We start from the raw sequence: 16,457 nt of genomic DNA, 5'->3' as shown, positions 1-16,457 counted from the left end.
AAATATAGATATAGATGTTGCGAAGCTTTAAACTGAAATCATGTATATCGTGATGCGGTGAGTAAGTAATACATATTAATGTAAGCGCTTATCTAACGGGGGGATGGCATGTATCGTGGAGTTCGACATCTGATGAATAATATGCGTATGCGAAATAAGCTGCTGTTCTCCTACGTGCTGATTGTCATGATCCCGGTGCTGGTGGTGGGCGGCTGTGTCACGTTTTATTTGCGGGAGCAGGCTTTGGACAGTGCGATTGCCCAAACGGTGAACAATGTGGAAAAGATCAAGAGCCAGACTGCGAATTTACTGCGCGTACCCACGGATATTTCAAATGGGCTGATGTTCGATAAAAGGCTGAGGGAGATGGCGAATCGCCGTTATTCGGGCATGGTAGAGCTGATGAATGCGTATCATCAATACAAAGACTTTAATGAGTATGTACAGCAGTATAGAGAGATTGCGACCATCCGGTTTTATTCGTATAATCCGACGCTTGTTAATAATCTGGAATTTGTCCCTGTAGATTCTGGCATTGAGCAGCAGAAGTGGTTCGAGACGGCCTTGAAGGGGACGGCGATTAACTGGTTTTATATTCAGGATAAAGAGGACAACCCGGTTAATCGGCTGAGTCTGGTGAGGCAAATTCCCTTTCCCGAATACAATACCAAGGGAGTTCTGATGATTGCACTGAGTCAGACGGAGCTGAACCATATGCTCAGCAAGGAGCCGTTTGAAACGTTGATTGTGGATCGTAACGGAATTGTGGTCGCGGCTACCCATACACAGTCCGTGGGTCAAACATTGACGGATTTGCATTTGGGCTTTGATGTACAGGGTAGGGGTAAGGGGATATATGAAGCAAAAATAAACGGGAAATCCTCGAACATTATTGTGGATGAGCTGCTGCCAGCCTCAAGTGTGAGCGGATTGACGATTATTTCGGTGTTTTCGACGGAACACATTGTACAGGGAGCGAACCGAATCAGCTTGATCGGCGCATTGTGTGTTCTTGCGGTGCTGGTCATGGCTTTGATTCTGATTACGATGATTTCCTGGCTGATCACCAAACGGCTACAGCGATTGAGTTATGAGCTGGGTAAGGTGGCTGCAGGGGATTTCCATGTCGTGTCGAGCGTGGAGGGGATGGACGAAATCGGGGACTTGTCCCGTCGCTTCAACTATATGGTTGCCAGCATCCGCCAGTTGATGGGGCAAGTGTATGAAGCGAGTGAGAAAAACAACAGGCTCGAAATGGCACAAAAGGATATCAAGCTGAAAATGATGGCCAGTCAGATTAACCCGCACTTCCTGTTTAATGCGCTGGAGTCTATTCGAATGAAGGCGCATCTGAACGGGGAAGCCGAGATTGCAACGACGGTGCGTTTGCTTGGCCGATTGATGCGGCGGAATCTGGAGATTGGCAGCGGTAAAACGACAGTGCGTCAGGAACTGGATATGGTGCGATCCTATTTACAAATTCAGCAGTTTCGGTTTGGAAATCGTTTGGTCTATGAAGTGAATCTGGCAGAAAGCGCTGAGGAAATGTCCATTCCTCCATTAATTATACAGCCGCTGGTGGAGAACGCAGTTATTCATGGCCTGGAAAACAAGGAAGAACCGGTTACCGTGAAAGTCGATATTTCGATGGAGCTGCGAGAGTTGCAAATAAAAGTAGCCGACGATGGAGTTGGCATGGAGGCAGAACAGTTGGCCCGTCTGCTTGACCGTATCACAGGCACGGAAGAGCCGGAAGGGAGCAGTATTGGTCTGCGCAATGTTCACCAGCGTCTGACGCTGATGTATGGTGAACATTGTGGTCTGCACATGGAGAGCGTACCGCAGGCAGGAACAACCGTAACCTTTTCAATACCCAAGGAGGAGGGGTCGAATGTATAAAGCGATGATTGTGGATGATGAGCCTGCGATTCGTGAAGGATTAACCTCCATTATTGATTGGAGAGACTGCGGCTTTCATATTGTAGATACCGCAGGGAACGGGCGCGAGGCATTGGATAAATTTAAGGAGCACCGGCCGGAGCTGGTCATTGTTGATATTCGTATGCCGGGGATGAGCGGGCTGGAGGTCATACGGAGCATACGCGAAATGAACGGCGAGCCTTTTCATTTTCTCATTTTAAGTGGATATGCGGACTTTGATTATGCGCGGCAGGCGATGGGCTTTGGCGTGGATGGTTATTTATTGAAGCCTGTGGACGAAGAAGAAATGACGACAGAGCTGAAACGGGTAAGGCGAAGCATTGAGAGCGAAAAAGAAGACGGCAAGTGGGGGAACCCGCCTGCCCATGAGAGCGATTGGATCGAAATCCTGCTGTTTCCGGTTCAGGAAGATCGGGCTAATCGTGGTGCATTGGAACACAGCGACCCTCTCCACGGAGGAACGGAGCAAGCTGAACATCATGGCCAGCATCCGGCGCCACCCTCTTTGGATTGGAGAAGCTATCAGGTCGTACTGCTGGATCTTCGGATACCCGACTGGGATCGGCAAGCTCGGCAGTCGGCAGCAAAGCTGCGGCTAACGGAAATGTGCGGGGAGCAGGGCAGGGGGATTGTATTCGAGGCAGGAATATATACAGGCTTGCTACTTCCCTCCACGGTGGACACAGAAGAAAATGCTGTTCGATTGCTGGCTTCCTGGCGACAGGCGCTAAAGCCGTGGGCAACGAAAATATACGTAGCTGCTGGTGATCCGGTGGAGAGACTTCATGATATTTCGAGTTCTTTTGAACAGGCGCTGCGTCTACTGGAGCGTACTTTCCTGTTCCGTGCGGAAAGGGTGATGCTTACCAGTGACCTGCACGATTTGGAAACTTCGGACGAGGAAATGTGCGAAACGACTGACAAAGCATCAGACCCCATGCGTTATGCAGAGAAGCTGTACTACGCGCTGGATATGTCCAATCGTGAAGCTGCAATACGTGTATTGAAGGAAATGGAGGTCCAATTTCCACAGATCTATCGTTCAGAGGCTGAAATCAAGGCGGCGTTTGCACAGACATTTACCTTGGCGCTGAACAAGTATGCGGCTGGACAGGAACAGAGCCGTACGGTGCTGGAAGAGCATTCCCGCTTGATTACGGATGTATATGCCTATTCAACCTTGGGAGAGCTGGTGGATCGGTCAATGGAGCATGTGCTGCAATGGATTGGTCAGACCGATCCAGGTGGTAAGGAAACGATCATGAAACAATTGATTGATTTCATTCATAGTCATTATGATGAGAATTTGCGCTTGGAGCTGTTGGCGGATATGTTTAATTACAACAGCGGCTATTTGGGCAAATTGTTCAAAAGCCATACGGGCGAAGCTTTTAACGCCTATCTGGACAAGGTGAGGATCGAGCGGGCAAGGGAATTGCTTGCACAGGGAATCAGGGTGCATCAGGTGGCAGGACGTGTCGGATATGCCAATGCCGATTATTTTCACGGCAAATTCAAAAAATATGCGGGGATGTCGCCTTCCTCTTATCGTAGTCGGGTTCAGAAGAACAGAGGGACGGATGGCAGTTGATGGATTCCCGTGGGTTAAATTGATGAAGTCTCTCTTGCGGATGTCGGAGCAAAAGTCTCCGGACGAAGAGAGGCTTTTTGCTTGGAAAAAAATCAGACAGATCAATCGAAAATGTCACACTAACTAGAAGATTTGAGTTGTTTTCATAAATTCGCCATCATTACGACACAGCTTTGACACGATGTTCACACTTTCGATTCTATTTCATTCAAACCTATTCTATATAATGATGATATTCTGAAGCCGGATCATGAGATTCCGTAATGAAGATGCCTGAGGGGGCTATTCATAAAAAGTGATCGTTCCATATGTAATAATGTGAATACTATCACAAGGATGAAGGGAGGCTTCAGAACCCAATTATTAACATTCATTCTTAAGAGAAGCGCAGGGGGAGGAATAACATCATGGACGTATTAGAATTGGCACGGTTGCAGTTTGCAACCACAACAATTCTTCACTTTGTTTATGTGCCGATCTCCATTGGATTGTCGTTGCTGGTGGCAATTATGGAGACCATGTATGTAATCAAAAAAAATGATTTGTACAAAAAAATGGCTCAATTCTGGGGAACTTTTTTGCTGATTAACTTTGCAGTAGGCGTGGTCACCGGGATTTTGCAGGAGTTCCAGTTCGGGATGAACTGGTCTGACTTCTCCCGTTTTGTCGGTGATGTGTTCGGTACGCCGCTGGCGATTGAGGCACTGCTTGCCTTTTTCCTGGAATCAACCTTTATCGGATTGTGGGTATTCGGCTGGGAACGGCTGTCCAAAGCAGTCCATTTAACCTGTATGTGGCTGGTATCCATTGGTACGATGCTGTCCGCCCTGTGGATTTTGGCAGCCAACTCATTCATGCAGCGTCCGGTAGGATACGAGATTCATAACGGTCGCGCAGAAATGAAAGATTTTTTCGCTCTGTTGACGAACGAACAACTGTTATGGGAGTTTCCACATACATTGTTTGCAGCCATTGCGACAGGGGCTTTTCTCGTGGCAGGTATTAGCGCATGGAAGCTGATGCACAAAAAGAATCTGGACTTTTTCAAGCCTTCTTTCAAAGTAAGTATTATTGTTGCATTGATTAGTTCGATGTTAATCCCGATGTTTGGTCACGGACAGGCTCAATATTTGGTGGAAACACAGCCAATGAAAATGGCTGCCAGTGAAGGGTTATGGGAAAACAGTAGTGACCCGGCCCCTTGGACAGTTATTGCAGGCATTGACCCTGAAAAGAAAGAAAACAGCTTTGAATTTAAGGTTCCTTATGCGCTCAGTTTGCTGTCCTATAATAAGCTGTCCGGCGCGGTACTGGGGATGAATGAGCTTCAGGCACAATACGAAAAAGCCTACGGCCCCGGTAATTATATTCCGCCGGTACGTACTACATTTTGGAGCTTCCGCATTATGATTGCAGCCGGATGTGCCATGATTGTACTTGCTTTGTATGGAGCCTATCTGACATTCCGTAAAAAATTGGAGGGTTCGCATCGTTGGTTCTTCCGGTTGATGATGCTCGGTATATCTCTTCCATTCATTGGAAATACTGCGGGTTGGATCATGACAGAAGTGGGGCGTCAGCCTTGGACGGTCTTTGGTTTACTTCAAACCAAAGATTCCGTTTCGCCTACCGTTGTGGCAGGGGAAGTGCTGTTCTCACTGATCTCGTTTACCGCATTGTATTTAATTTTAACGGGTGTGCTGGCGTTCCTGTTTGTCCGTACGGCTCGCAAAGGTCCGGATATCGAACCACATCAGGAAACGGTAATCCATGATCCATTTGCTCAAGGGGGTGACACCAATGTCGTTAAATGATTTGTGGTTCTTATTAATTGCTGTGCTGTTTACCGGCTTCTTCTTCCTGGAGGGCTTTGATTTTGGCGTGGGTATGGCTACAGGTCTGGTACCGCGTAATGATCAGCAAAAACGCTTGATGATCAATACGATTGGTCCATTCTGGGATGCTAACGAAGTATGGTTGATCACAGCAGCAGGTGCGATGTTCGCGGCTTTCCCGCACTGGTATGCGACCATGTTCAGCGGATATTATCTAGTATTTGTATTTATTCTGCTTGGTTTGATTTTACGCGGAGTTTCCTTTGAGTTCCGGGGTAAGGCAGAAGGGAAATGGTGGACAGGGACGTGGGATGCCTGCATTCTGATGGGTAGCTTTCTGCCGCCGATGCTGTTCGGTATGGCTTTTGCGGCTTTGGTAAAGGGTGTACCTATTCAGCAAAACATGGACTTGAAAGCCGGATTCTCCGATGTGTTTAACGGATATACGGTATGGATTGGACTGACCGTGGTTGGGATGTGCCTGATGCATGGGCTAACGTTTATTTCTCTGCGGACGATTGGAGAAGTACGGGATCGTGCTCGTGTGATTGCGTCAAAATTTCTTCCGATATTAGGTGTTTTGCTCGCGGGTATGGTGGTATGGACTTATTTTGCAACAGACTTATTCGCACGTCGTGGCCCTTATATGTACGCTGCAGTTGCAGTGGGGATCGTCGCCTATGTGCTGTCATGGTATTTCCTGAAACAACGCCGCGAAGGTTGGGCCTTCGGGATGACGGGAGCTATCATTTTGCTGACATTCGTTTCGTTGTTCGTCGGCTTGTTCCCGAGATTTATGGTGAGCTCGATCAACAGTGCATTTGATTTGACGATATATAATGCAAGCTCCAGTCATTACACCCTGAAAGCCATGACGATTGTTGCAGCAACGCTTTTACCCTTTGTGCTGGCTTATCAGGCGTGGAGCTACTTTGTTTTCCATAAGCGTCTCAGTGAAAAGGACCATTTGGAATACTAATGGATAAAGCATGGTTTGGATTAAAGGGCATTCGGCCGGTAATGCTGCTGCTGGCCGCCCTTTCCCTGGCCCAGGGGGCCGCTGTGATTGTGCAAGCGATCTTTTTGGCGAAGGCTATAACGATTTTATTTGATAAACATCCGCTGGTGATGGCTTGGCCGTCACTGGCGTTGTTTTTCGCGGCTTTTGCGGCGAGGCATACGATGATCTGGCTGCAACGCCGGACAGCAGGCCGCTTTGCCGAAGCATCAGGCGCTTCCTTGCGGGAGCGTCTGCTTGCTCGTTTGTTCGAGCGAGGACCTGTTTTTGCTGCCAAGGAAGGCAGCGGCAAGCTGGTGACGTTGGCGCTGGATGGAGTGGATCGTTTTCGCACGTATTTGGAACTGTCCATTCCTCGTATGATTGACATGATGTGTGTGACGATACTTGTGCTCGTGTCTGTTTTCACATTGGATGTAATTTCAGGTGTGATTTTGACGGCTACGATGCCCATCCTGATTGGCTTCTTTATCCTGCTGGGCTTGGCGGCGCGGAAGCAGGCAGATAAACAGTGGCGCTCCTATCGCCTATTGTCGCATCATTTCACGGATTCGTTGCGCGGCCTACAGACGCTACGGTTTTTGGGCCGTAGCCGGGAGCATGGAGAAACGGTCGGGAAGGTCAGCGACCAGTACCGCACGGCTACGATGCGTACACTGCGGGTCGCGTTCCTGTCCTCCTTTGCGCTCGATTTTTTTAGTATGCTGTCGGTCGCTTTTGTGGCGGTAGGCTTGGGCTTGCGTCTGATTAGCGGATCGGTGGGACTGGAAGCGGCACTTGCGGTACTGATTTTGGCACCGGAATATTTTATGCCTGTACGCCAGTTGGGATCGGACTATCATGCCTCACTGGATGGCAAGGAGGCTTGGGGCGCGATGCGCTCCATTCGCGGTACAGAGAATGAAGCGGCTCAGCAAACAGATTCCGTGGATATCCTTACGGGGAGTGGCCGCACAGACAATGCTAAGGGTGACGGCAATGCCCTAAATATCACAGGACAGGATACGATCAGGCTATCGGATATATGCCTTCTTAATGAGGACGGTTCCGCACGACTTGACCACATATCCGCGAGTGTTGAGTCGCATATGAATATGATCGGCATCGTCGGAGCCAGCGGTGCAGGCAAAACAACGCTGCTCAGTTTGCTTGGAGGCTTCGCTGAACCGACGTCGGGTGAGCTGAACGTGAATGGGTGGGCATTGGCTGGTGATACCAAAGCCGAATGGCAGCGACATATTGCCTATATTCCGCAGCATCCGTACCTGTTCAGCGCTTCCTTGGCGGATAATATCCGGTTTTATGAACCGGAGGCATCCAACGAGCAAGTGGAATGGGCGATTGACGCGGTTGGACTGCGTGAGCTGGTGGATGGTCTTCCGAATGGATTGGATGAGCCGATTGGTGAAGCGGGCCGGACGCTGAGTGGAGGACAGGCGCAGCGGATAGCGTTGGCGCGTGCTTTGCTGAGTAATCGTCCGGTTATTTTGCTGGACGAGCCGACTGCACATTTGGATATCGAGACGGAATGGGAGCTAAAACAGACGATTTTATCTGTTTTGCAACATAAAAGAGTGTTTCTCGCGACTCATCGACTCCATTGGATGCCGGATATGGACTGTGTCTGGATGATGAATCAAGGTCGTCTGGAGGAAGCAGGATCACATAAGCAACTGGTTGCCCGTAAGGGAGGATATTACCGTTTGCTGACGGGAATGACGGAAGGAGGGGACGGAAGATATGAGAGCCACGGACAATAGCGGCCAAGGCTGGTTTGTATTTTATTTGAGACAATATTTTTGGGCCTTTCTGGCTGCGGCGCTATTGGGCGCTCTGGCAATTGGATGTGCAGGCGCATTGCTCTTTACGTCCGGTCACCTGATTACCCGTTCGGCTTTAAAACCGGAAAATATATTGATGGTGTACGTTCCGATTGTGCTTGTACGAACGTTTGGTTTTAGTAAAGCGGTCATTCAGTATCTGGAACGGTTGGTGGGGCATGATGCCGCGCTGCGTCTCGTGTCCCGTATGCGGGTGCGGCTGTATCGGGCAGTAGAACCGCAAGCGCTTATGATTCGAAGCAAGTTTCGCACAGGGGATCTGTTGGGTTTGCTGGCGGAGGATATTGAGCAGCTTCAAAACATATATTTGAAGCTGGTTCTGCCTGCGATATCGGCGTTGCTCATCTATGCTCTGGGGATTTCAGCACTCGGATGGATGGACGGAACCTTTGCCTTGATGATGGCACTGTATTGCGGATTTTTACTTTTTATCGCCCCGGCCATCTCGCTGTGGACCTCGCTCGCTAAACGACGAACGTTCAAGCAGGAACGGAGCACAGCCTATCAGGAGCTGACCGATGCATTGTTCGGCATGAGTGATCTGGTGCTGAGCGGTCGGACTGGACATTTTCTGGCTTCCTTCACCCAACGGCAAAACAAGGCTGCTGTAGTAGAAAATTCACTTCGGCGAAGCGAATGGCGCTCTCATTGGATCGCACAGTGCGTCGTAGGTGGCGGAATTGTGATGATGACCATATGGGCTGGAGGGCTGGTAGCAGAGAACCGCATAGAGGCAACATGGCTGGCGTCCTTTGCGCTTGTTGCTTTTCCATTGCTGGATGCCTTCGTCCGCGCTGGAGAAGCGGTGGTCCATGCGCCGGAGTATCAAGATTCACTACGACGGTTGAAAGATTCGGAAAAACATACACCTACAACTGCCGCATCTGTACCGTTTTCGACCTCGGCTTCTGTGCATACAGGGCGGCAAGCAGCAGGAGGCATAGTAGATAAAATAGAGGCGGAACATGTTACCGCCCAGCGATCGGGCAACGCAGGTGAACTGCTGCTGAACAACGTGAGCTACCGCTATACAGCAACGCAAGAATGGAGCGTGCGCGATATTTTCCTGCGTGTGCCGCAAGGGGGTAAGGTTGCACTGCTTGGTCGTAGCGGTGCGGGTAAGTCCACCCTGCTGAATCTGATTCAGGGTGCATTGCAGCCGGATGAAGGGAGCGTCACTGTCGCAGGTGCGCCCGTGTATACAGGCGGGGCGTATTCCAGCCTGTTTGCAGTGTTAAACCAGCAACCGTATTTGTTCGATACAACGGTAGCGAACAATATTCGGTTGGCGCGGCCCGATGCTACGTTGGAAGAGGTTCGTGCAGTAACGCAGCAGGTGGGTCTGGGAACGCTGATTGATTCCTTGCCAGATGGCTATGACACTCGGATGCAGGAAACGGGCCTACGCTTTTCCGGTGGAGAAAGACAGCGAATTGCACTGGCGCGGATTTTGCTTCAGAATCACCCCATTGTTCTGCTGGATGAACCAACCGTAGGACTCGATCCGCTGACAGAGCAGGAACTGATGCAGACGATGTTTCGTGTGCTGGAGGGCAAAACGCTCATCTGGATTACACATCATCTGACCGGAATGGAGCATATGGACGAGGTGATCTTTATGGAGCAGGGTGGCATATCCATGCGAGGCAGTCACGAGCAGCTCTGGCAGGAGCAACCCCGATACCGCAACCTGTATGAGCTGGATCATCCCGGTCTGTAAAGAAGTAGAGAAGATCAAGCTTCGGTGCAACATAGCTCGAATAAAGTATTTTAAATTTTGGTTAACTTTTGTATACTGGTTAGAGTTGGCGTGCTTCACACGAACGGTCAACTGGAGGGGAATGATCTGAATGAAAACATTTATCTCTAAGCATTGGCACTTGATGCTGATTGGCTTTGTAGCGCTGATCGTGGGCGGGTTTGTCTTGTTTTATTTTCAGGGGAGCGTGTCGTCTTTTCCGGCTAGCCAACCTAAAACCGTTCAAGAAGAGCCGGACAAAGCCAAGTATGAAATTGCTACGGTCAATGTAGAGGGAGACGGTTTTTATCCTAAAAATATTGAAATAAAAGCTGGTGTCCCGACTAAAATTAATTTTAAGAGATCGACATCCTTTACTTGCATAGATGAAGTACAATCGTTGAAGCTTGGAATGGACGTCTTTATGGACCACGAAAATAACTATTTTACTGTCAAGGACCTGAAACCGGGTGTATATGAGTATAACTGCGGTATGTACATGTTCTATGGGACGATCACGGTAAAATAAATCAATACCAGCTTTCCAGCACATTTTTGCCGGGAGGCTATTTTTTTTGCCTTAATACAAGGTATCTATAATAATAGTCACAAAATGTTCAAGGTTATAAGGCATATATGGCTCAAGTGGGCCAGGTCATGACAAGCCAAAGGTAGGTAAGATGGAAGGAAACGATAGAGAAATGAAGGGGAAATATGAATAAACACAGGTTTATCCCAATGGTATGTATGCTTTTGACCGTAGTCTTACTGGCTGCTTGTTCTGGCCCTCAAGAGGGTTCAACGCAAGCAACACAGCAGCCAAAGAAAGAGCTGACCTTTCTGTTTAACTTTGCTAGTCAGACCGTTGATCCCGGTCTGGATTATACTCCGTTAAGAGCAGGTGTCGTAGAAACGTTGGTTAAACTGGACGAGAACGTAAAAATCCAGCCATGGCTGGCTACCCAATGGTCGAGTAAAGACGGGCAAAACTGGGAGTTTCAGATTCGTGACGGTGTAACCTTTCAAAACGGAAAAAAACTCACCGCAGAGACGGTTAAGCAATCGTTGGAACGCTCAATAGAGCTGAATCCGGGGGTTAAGCAGGTATTGCGAATTAAATCCATGAAAGCCTCCGGTCAAACGCTGCATGTGGTGACGGAAGAACCATTCCCTCAGTTCCCATCCGAACTGGTTCATCCCAATACAGCCATTCTGGATACAGAAGCAGCCGATCCGGATAAAAAGCCAATCGGTACAGGGCCTTTCCAAGTAGAATCCTTCACCGCAGGCACATCATTAAAGCTTACCCGCTATGATGCATATTGGAGTGGGGCGGCCAAGCTGGATCGGGCGGTTTTTGCTTTTAACGAGGATGCGAATGCACGTTTATCCGCCATTTTATCCGGTGATGCAGATATCGTCTATCGCCCACCTGTTGAAAGCATGGACAAAATGAAGCAAGACAACCAGCTCAAGCTGGATTCAGTGGTTAGCTTGCGTACACATGAATTGATTTTTAGCACGAAAAGGCCTTTGTTCCAAAATGCGAATTTGCGTAAGGCATTTGATGCCTTGGTTAACCGTGAGGAACTAAAGGACGCTATTATGGGCGGACAGGCTACAGTGGCGCAAGGTCCATTTTTACCGGATTTCCCGTTTGTACCGGAATATCCAACCCGCAAAACCGGGGCTGAAGAAGCGCTCAAGTGGTTTAAGGAAGCCGGATTTCAGGTGGACAATGGCAAAGTAACGCAAAACGGGAAGCCGTTAACCTTAAAACTGGTCACTTATGCATCCAGAGCCGAGTTCCCAATCTTCTCACAAGCTTTGCAATCGGAAGCCAAGCAATTGGGCATTACGCTGCAAATTGAGCAGGTTGAAAATTACGAAGACTATTTGATGAACGATACGACTTGGGATCTCGGTATGTACAGTCCGTTGATTGCACCTCGCGGTGATGCCAGCTACTTTTTGAATGTATCGTTTTTGCCAGATGGAACGCTGAATTATGGAAAAATAAACGATGAGTCGTTAAATAAATTGATTTACCAGTTAGATCAAACCGTAGATACAGCAAAGCGGAATGAACTAATATCTCAAGCGCTCACGAGAATTCATGAGCAGACGTACTATTCCTATCTGGTGCATCCGAACACGCTGGTTGTTTACAAAGACCGTGTGAAAAACTGGGTAACCAGCAAAAGCGAATATTACATGCTTACCAACCAGTTGGATGTTGAAGCCAAATGATTCAAATGCTTGGGAAAAGGCTGATCGAGTTTTTCCTGTTTATTTTTCTTCTGTCGCTCATCAGCTTCGCGGGAATCAAGCTTGCTCCGGGAGACGCGGTGCGACTACTGCTGCGTGTGGATGATGTGGCGGTTACGAACGAGCAAGTGGAGATCCAAAGGGAGATCATGGGGCTGAATGAGCCGGTTATCGTGCAATATGGGGAATGGCTCTCGAAATTCATTCGTTTGGATTTGGGAGCTTCCTACATGACACATCGTCCGGTCGTAGAAGAAATATGGACGAGGATGCCTGCGACGCTTCTTCTGACGTTTACCTCCATTGTGGTGTTGGTCGGAGTTGCAGTACCGTTGGGCGCTTGTTCAGCTTTATATCCCAAGAAGTGGATTGATCGAGTCAGCCGGGTGCTCGCGATCATGGGAGCATCGATTCCCAGCTTTTGGCTAGGACTTTTACTTATTGAGGGATTTTCGGTAAGGTGGTCGATCTTTCCAGCCATGGGGAACGGTACTTTGATGCATCTGGTGCTTCCTTCGCTGACACTGGGACTTACGATGGCTGCGGTATATGTACGTCTTATTCGTTCCAGCCTGTTAAACAGCTTGAGTCAGGATTTTATTCTGGGTGCAAGGTCCAGAGGGATTGGAAGGCAGCGTATTTTTTGGTTGCATGCGTGTCGCCATAGCCTGACTCCCGTAGTGACTATGTTTGGCGTCAGTGTGGGAAACTTGCTGGGGGGAAGTGTCGTGGTAGAAACGATATTCGCCTATCCGGGTCTGGGAAAGTTTATTGTAGAAGCTATTCATAACCGGGATTACCCGATGATTCAGGGATACATTTTATTTATGGGTGCTGTCATTATGCTGCTTCACGTGATGACGGATGTAACGGTGGGATACGTGAACCCTGAAATCCGCTTGAAGGAGGGAGGACATTGAGTACATCCCGACTTCCTTTATGGTTGTTTATAGGTGGAATAGCTGCACTGTTCATCTCGCATGACCTGAGAAACGTCAAGCGCTACGCCGATCAAGTCACTGTGATGCGTGAAGGCCAGCTTATGGAAACGGGGAACACATTGCCATTGTTGAACAACCCGAAACAGCCCTACACCCGAAGGCTGATTGAAGCTATTCCATCCTTGCGCCCATCAATGAAATCCGTGCATGAGTCCATATAGAGAGGGCGGTAACATCTTTATGAACCAGATACTTGAACCTGAACTTTTAGTCGTGCAGGACCTTCATAAATCTTACCGCAAAAAGGGACAAGTGCTTGACGGGGTATCGTTGACGATTCGAGCGGGTGAATGTGTGGGGCTGATCGGAGAAAGCGGCAGTGGAAAAAGCACCTTGGCACGCTGTATTATGCTTATGCAAGCTATAGATCGAGGAACAATCCGGTTTCAGGGAACACCCGTTCAAGCAGGCAACAGGCAGTCGTTAAAACGTTATAAAGGACAGATGCAGGCCGTATTTCAAAATCCCTCTGCGGCGCTAAATCCAAGGTTTCGTTTACTGGAATCCGTCATGGAGCCACTGGATCAACTGGAACGAAAGGTTCCATCTTTTTTGAAAGACTGTGGTTCAGACAGAAGAGAAATAGCAGTGAAATTGCTGGAAATTGTGGGCTTATCACCTGGATTGCTGGATAGATATCCTCATGAAATCAGCGGTGGACAAAAGCAACGGCTTTGCATGGCAAGAGCTATCAGCGTGGAGCCTGCACTCATTATTATGGATGAACCAACATCCAGCCTGGATACCTTAATTCAGTCAGAAATGCTAAACTTGCTCAAGGAGTTGCAGGGGAGGCTGGGATTTTCGTATCTGTTTATTTCCCACGACCTACCTGTGGTGCAATATATGTGTGACCGGGTGCTAGTCATGCACGAAGGCCGTTTGGTGGACGAGTTTGTAAAGGAGGAACTGTTTGCTCCCGACAGACATCTGTACACCCGCCAATTAGTTGCAGAATATGATTGAGAGGTTTGACCAGCTTACATTGCTGGTCTTTTTGTATTCTATAATTTAACTTGAAAATTCACACGGAAAACGGAGCAGGCGGAATGGTGCTGTACAAGCAACAGCGATGGGAAGCACCATCCGCATACGTAGTGGCACGAACGTAATTTTCAACTCCCTCCCCATATATCTAATTTTGAACTGATTTTTCTCCTAATTCGTTGGGTATCCGCTTTCAAGCCAGCAAAGTATGATAATAGTAACTATATACAAGGAGGAGCTTGCTATGGAATCATCAACTGAAACCGCTTCCAATGCTGGTGCTACGATTCCTGAGTCTAACCGGGGCAGACTGCGCAAGGTACGCGGGCCGAAGCGCGGGCGTGGAGAAAAAGGCTTGTGGGACAGTGTAAAGCAACAAAAGTACCTTTATTTTATGTCCATTCCTTTCGTCATATGGGTGTTTGTTTTCAGTTATCTTCCGCTGTGGGGCTGGACGATGGCGTTTCAAAATTATAAGCCGGCCAAATCTTTTTCGGACCAGAAATGGGTAGGGCTGAATAACTTTATTGAGCTATTTCAGGATGAACGATTTTATCTTGTATTACGCAATACGCTGGCGATGAGCCTGATGGGTATTGTATTTGGTTTTGTTGTACCGATCTTTTTTGCCATTCTGCTAAATGAGCTACGGGGGATGCTGTTCAAACGATTTGTGCAGACGATATCCTACCTCCCGCATTTTGTATCCTGGGTGGTTGTCGCCGGATTGGTTACGAAAATGCTGTCCATTGACGGAGGAATTGTTAATGATTTATTGATAGCGCTTCATATTGTGGATGAGCCGATTCAGTTCATGGCGAAGGGGAGCTGGTTCTGGTACATTGTAACCGCTTCCGATATATGGAAAGAGACAGGCTGGAATACGATTATTTATTTAGCCGCCATTACCGGAATTGACCAGGAGCAGTATGAAGCCTCGCGTGTGGACGGGGCGAGCCGCTGGAGACAGATGTGGCATATTACGCTGCCAGGTATCCGTTCGACGATTGCTGTTCTGTTCATTATGGCGATTGGACATTTGGTGAGCAACGGTTTTGAGAAGCAGTTCTTGCTTGGCAATAGTCTCGTGACGGATTATTCCGAGGTGCTGGATCTGTATGCGCTGAATTACGGGATTAATTTGGGCCGCTTCTCTTACGGGACGGCAATTGGTATTTTCAACTCACTGGTCAGCATCCTGCTGTTGTTTACGGCAAATGGCATATTCAAAAAACTGACCAAAGAAAGCATCATGTAGGGAGGGAGATGCGAAATGACGAATAAGGCATTTAATGCTACTCGGTCTGAAAAGCTGTTTGACCTGTTCAACTATATCCTCATGGCTCTAATCGTGGTGTTGACGCTGTACCCGTTTCTGAACGTACTTGCGATTTCCCTGAACAATTCAACGGACACGGTTCGCGGCGGTATTTATATATGGCCCCGCCAATTTACGCTTGAAAATTACAAAACAATTTTCCAGTACGATGGCCTTCTTCAGGGTCTGCAAATATCTATTCTTCGTACTTTGGTCGGGACGGTACTCGGATTGATATGCGGGTCTATGCTTGCTTTTACATTGAGTCGGGTCGAGTTTCGCGCTCGTAAGTTTATTTCTACGTTTTTGGCGTTGACGATGTATTTTTCCGGCGGGATGGTGCCCGTGTTTATTTTGATGCGGGATCTGCATCTGCTGGGTTCATTTTGGGTGTACATTTTTCCAGGCTTAATTAGCGCATTTAACGTGTTTGTCATTCGTTCCTTTATGGATGGTTTGCCGTATGCGCTACAGGAGTCTGCCAAGCTGGATGGTGCGAATGATTTTACAATTTATTGGAAAATTATTTTGCCGCTGTGCAAACCAGTATTGGCAACGATTGCTCTTTTTTTGGCAGTAGGTCAGTGGAATGCTTGGTTTGATACGTATTTGTATAATGGTGGGGCGCCACAATGGACGACGCTGCAGTATGAGCTGATGAAGATACTGCAAAGTACGCAGCAAGGCGGCTCCAGTATGGCGAATAGTAACGATATGGCTAAGCAAATGGCTCAAATTTCACCAGAGTCGATTAAAATGGCAATTACAATTACGGTTACACTTCCCATTCTGATGGTATATCCGTTCCTGCAAAAGTATTTTGTAGGCGGGATGACGCTGGGAGCGGTGAAATCATAAAAGCCAGAATCCTGAGTGTAAAGCAACAGTTATTTGCAGGCTAAGTCATCATATGAATATA

Annotated in this window: 13 protein-coding genes; all 13 read left to right on the top strand. The window is 48.1% G+C overall.

The genetic code is table 11. From position 1 onward, the window contains the following. The first annotated feature begins 108 nt into the window (after positions 1-108). The 13 genes from QMK20_RS22225 to QMK20_RS22165 all read left to right on the top strand — a co-directional run bounded on the left by QMK20_RS22225 (position 109) and on the right by QMK20_RS22165 (position 16,396). A complete protein-coding gene (locus QMK20_RS22225; protein ID WP_283653348.1) occupies positions 109-1,899 on the top strand; it encodes a cache domain-containing sensor histidine kinase in 1,791 nt (596 codons plus the stop codon). Beyond that, entirely contained in the window at positions 1,892-3,532 is a 1,641-nt protein-coding gene (locus QMK20_RS22220) for a response regulator transcription factor (RefSeq protein ID WP_283653347.1), read from the top strand. The genes QMK20_RS22225 and QMK20_RS22220 overlap by 8 nt, the downstream gene beginning before the upstream one ends. 407 nt (positions 3,533-3,939) lie before the next feature. Beyond that, entirely contained in the window at positions 3,940-5,346 is a 1,407-nt protein-coding gene (locus QMK20_RS22215) for a cytochrome ubiquinol oxidase subunit I (RefSeq protein ID WP_283653346.1), read from the top strand. Next, entirely contained in the window at positions 5,333-6,346 is a 1,014-nt protein-coding gene (cydB, locus tag QMK20_RS22210) for a cytochrome d ubiquinol oxidase subunit II (protein ID WP_283653345.1), read from the top strand. The genes QMK20_RS22215 and cydB overlap by 14 nt, the downstream gene beginning before the upstream one ends. Further along, positions 6,346-8,145, top strand: coding sequence for a thiol reductant ABC exporter subunit CydD (gene cydD / locus QMK20_RS22205; protein WP_283653344.1), 1,800 nt, complete (start codon positions 6,346-6,348; stop codon positions 8,143-8,145). Before cydB ends, cydD begins: the two co-directional genes overlap by 1 nt. Further along, positions 8,126-9,946, top strand: a complete 1,821-nt coding sequence (gene cydC / locus QMK20_RS22200; RefSeq protein ID WP_283653343.1) for a thiol reductant ABC exporter subunit CydC — start codon at positions 8,126-8,128, stop codon at positions 9,944-9,946. Before cydD ends, cydC begins: the two co-directional genes overlap by 20 nt. 130 nt (positions 9,947-10,076) lie before the next feature. After that, positions 10,077-10,493 (top strand): cupredoxin domain-containing protein, encoded by a 417-nt coding sequence (locus tag QMK20_RS22195; RefSeq protein ID WP_283653342.1) that lies wholly within the window; start codon positions 10,077-10,079, stop codon positions 10,491-10,493. A gap of 209 nt (positions 10,494-10,702) precedes the next feature. Beyond that, positions 10,703-12,214: a nickel ABC transporter substrate-binding protein gene (gene nikA, locus QMK20_RS22190; protein WP_283656330.1), complete on the top strand. Its 1,512-nt coding sequence runs from the start codon at positions 10,703-10,705 to the stop codon at positions 12,212-12,214. Continuing rightward, on the top strand, positions 12,211-13,152 hold the full coding sequence (gene nikB, locus QMK20_RS22185; RefSeq protein WP_283653341.1) for a nickel ABC transporter permease: 942 nt from the start codon (positions 12,211-12,213) through the stop codon (positions 13,150-13,152). Before nikA ends, nikB begins: the two co-directional genes overlap by 4 nt. Continuing rightward, positions 13,149-13,394 (top strand): ABC transporter ATP-binding protein, encoded by a 246-nt coding sequence (locus QMK20_RS22180; RefSeq protein WP_283653340.1) that lies wholly within the window; start codon positions 13,149-13,151, stop codon positions 13,392-13,394. The genes nikB and QMK20_RS22180 overlap by 4 nt, the downstream gene beginning before the upstream one ends. Before the next feature lie 19 nt (positions 13,395-13,413). After that, positions 13,414-14,199, top strand: a complete 786-nt coding sequence (locus tag QMK20_RS22175; protein ID WP_283653339.1) for an ABC transporter ATP-binding protein — start codon at positions 13,414-13,416, stop codon at positions 14,197-14,199. Positions 14,200-14,464: 265 nt separating this feature from the next. Next, positions 14,465-15,478 carry an ABC transporter permease gene (locus QMK20_RS22170; RefSeq protein WP_283653338.1) on the top strand — a complete coding sequence of 338 codons (1,014 nt, stop codon included), beginning with the start codon at positions 14,465-14,467 and terminating at the stop codon, positions 15,476-15,478. 15 nt (positions 15,479-15,493) lie between these two features. Then, the gene (locus tag QMK20_RS22165) at positions 15,494-16,396 is read left to right on the top strand and encodes a carbohydrate ABC transporter permease (protein WP_283653337.1); all 903 of its coding nucleotides are present in this window, start codon (positions 15,494-15,496) and stop codon (positions 16,394-16,396) included. Positions 16,397-16,457: the final 61 nt, after the last annotated feature.

The sequence above is a fragment of the Paenibacillus sp. RC334 genome (genome assembly GCF_030034735.1).
Taxonomy (GTDB): domain Bacteria; phylum Bacillota; class Bacilli; order Paenibacillales; family Paenibacillaceae; genus Paenibacillus; species Paenibacillus terrae_A.
Note: the sequence above shows the minus strand (reverse complement) of the source record. Positions and strands in the feature narration are given on the sequence as shown.

Bases quoted from the DNA above. Each gene is read 5' to 3' on its own strand.
- QMK20_RS22165 (WP_283653337.1), top strand. From the start codon at position 15,494: ATGACGAATAAGGCATTTAATGCTACTCGGTCTGAAAAGCTGTTTGAC.
- cydC (WP_283653343.1), top strand. From the start codon at position 8,126: ATGAGAGCCACGGACAATAGCGGCCAAGGCTGGTTTGTATTTTATTTG.
- nikB (WP_283653341.1), top strand. From the start codon at position 12,211: ATGATTCAAATGCTTGGGAAAAGGCTGATCGAGTTTTTCCTGTTTATT.
- QMK20_RS22170 (WP_283653338.1), top strand. From the start codon at position 14,465: ATGGAATCATCAACTGAAACCGCTTCCAATGCTGGTGCTACGATTCCT.
- nikA (WP_283656330.1), top strand. From the start codon at position 10,703: ATGGTATGTATGCTTTTGACCGTAGTCTTACTGGCTGCTTGTTCTGGC.
- cydB (WP_283653345.1), top strand. From the start codon at position 5,333: ATGTCGTTAAATGATTTGTGGTTCTTATTAATTGCTGTGCTGTTTACC.
- QMK20_RS22225 (WP_283653348.1), top strand. From the start codon at position 109: ATGTATCGTGGAGTTCGACATCTGATGAATAATATGCGTATGCGAAAT.
- QMK20_RS22195 (WP_283653342.1), top strand. From the start codon at position 10,077: ATGAAAACATTTATCTCTAAGCATTGGCACTTGATGCTGATTGGCTTT.
- QMK20_RS22175 (WP_283653339.1), top strand. From the start codon at position 13,414: ATGAACCAGATACTTGAACCTGAACTTTTAGTCGTGCAGGACCTTCAT.
- cydD (WP_283653344.1), top strand. From the start codon at position 6,346: ATGGATAAAGCATGGTTTGGATTAAAGGGCATTCGGCCGGTAATGCTG.
- QMK20_RS22215 (WP_283653346.1), top strand. From the start codon at position 3,940: ATGGACGTATTAGAATTGGCACGGTTGCAGTTTGCAACCACAACAATT.
- QMK20_RS22220 (WP_283653347.1), top strand. From the start codon at position 1,892: ATGTATAAAGCGATGATTGTGGATGATGAGCCTGCGATTCGTGAAGGA.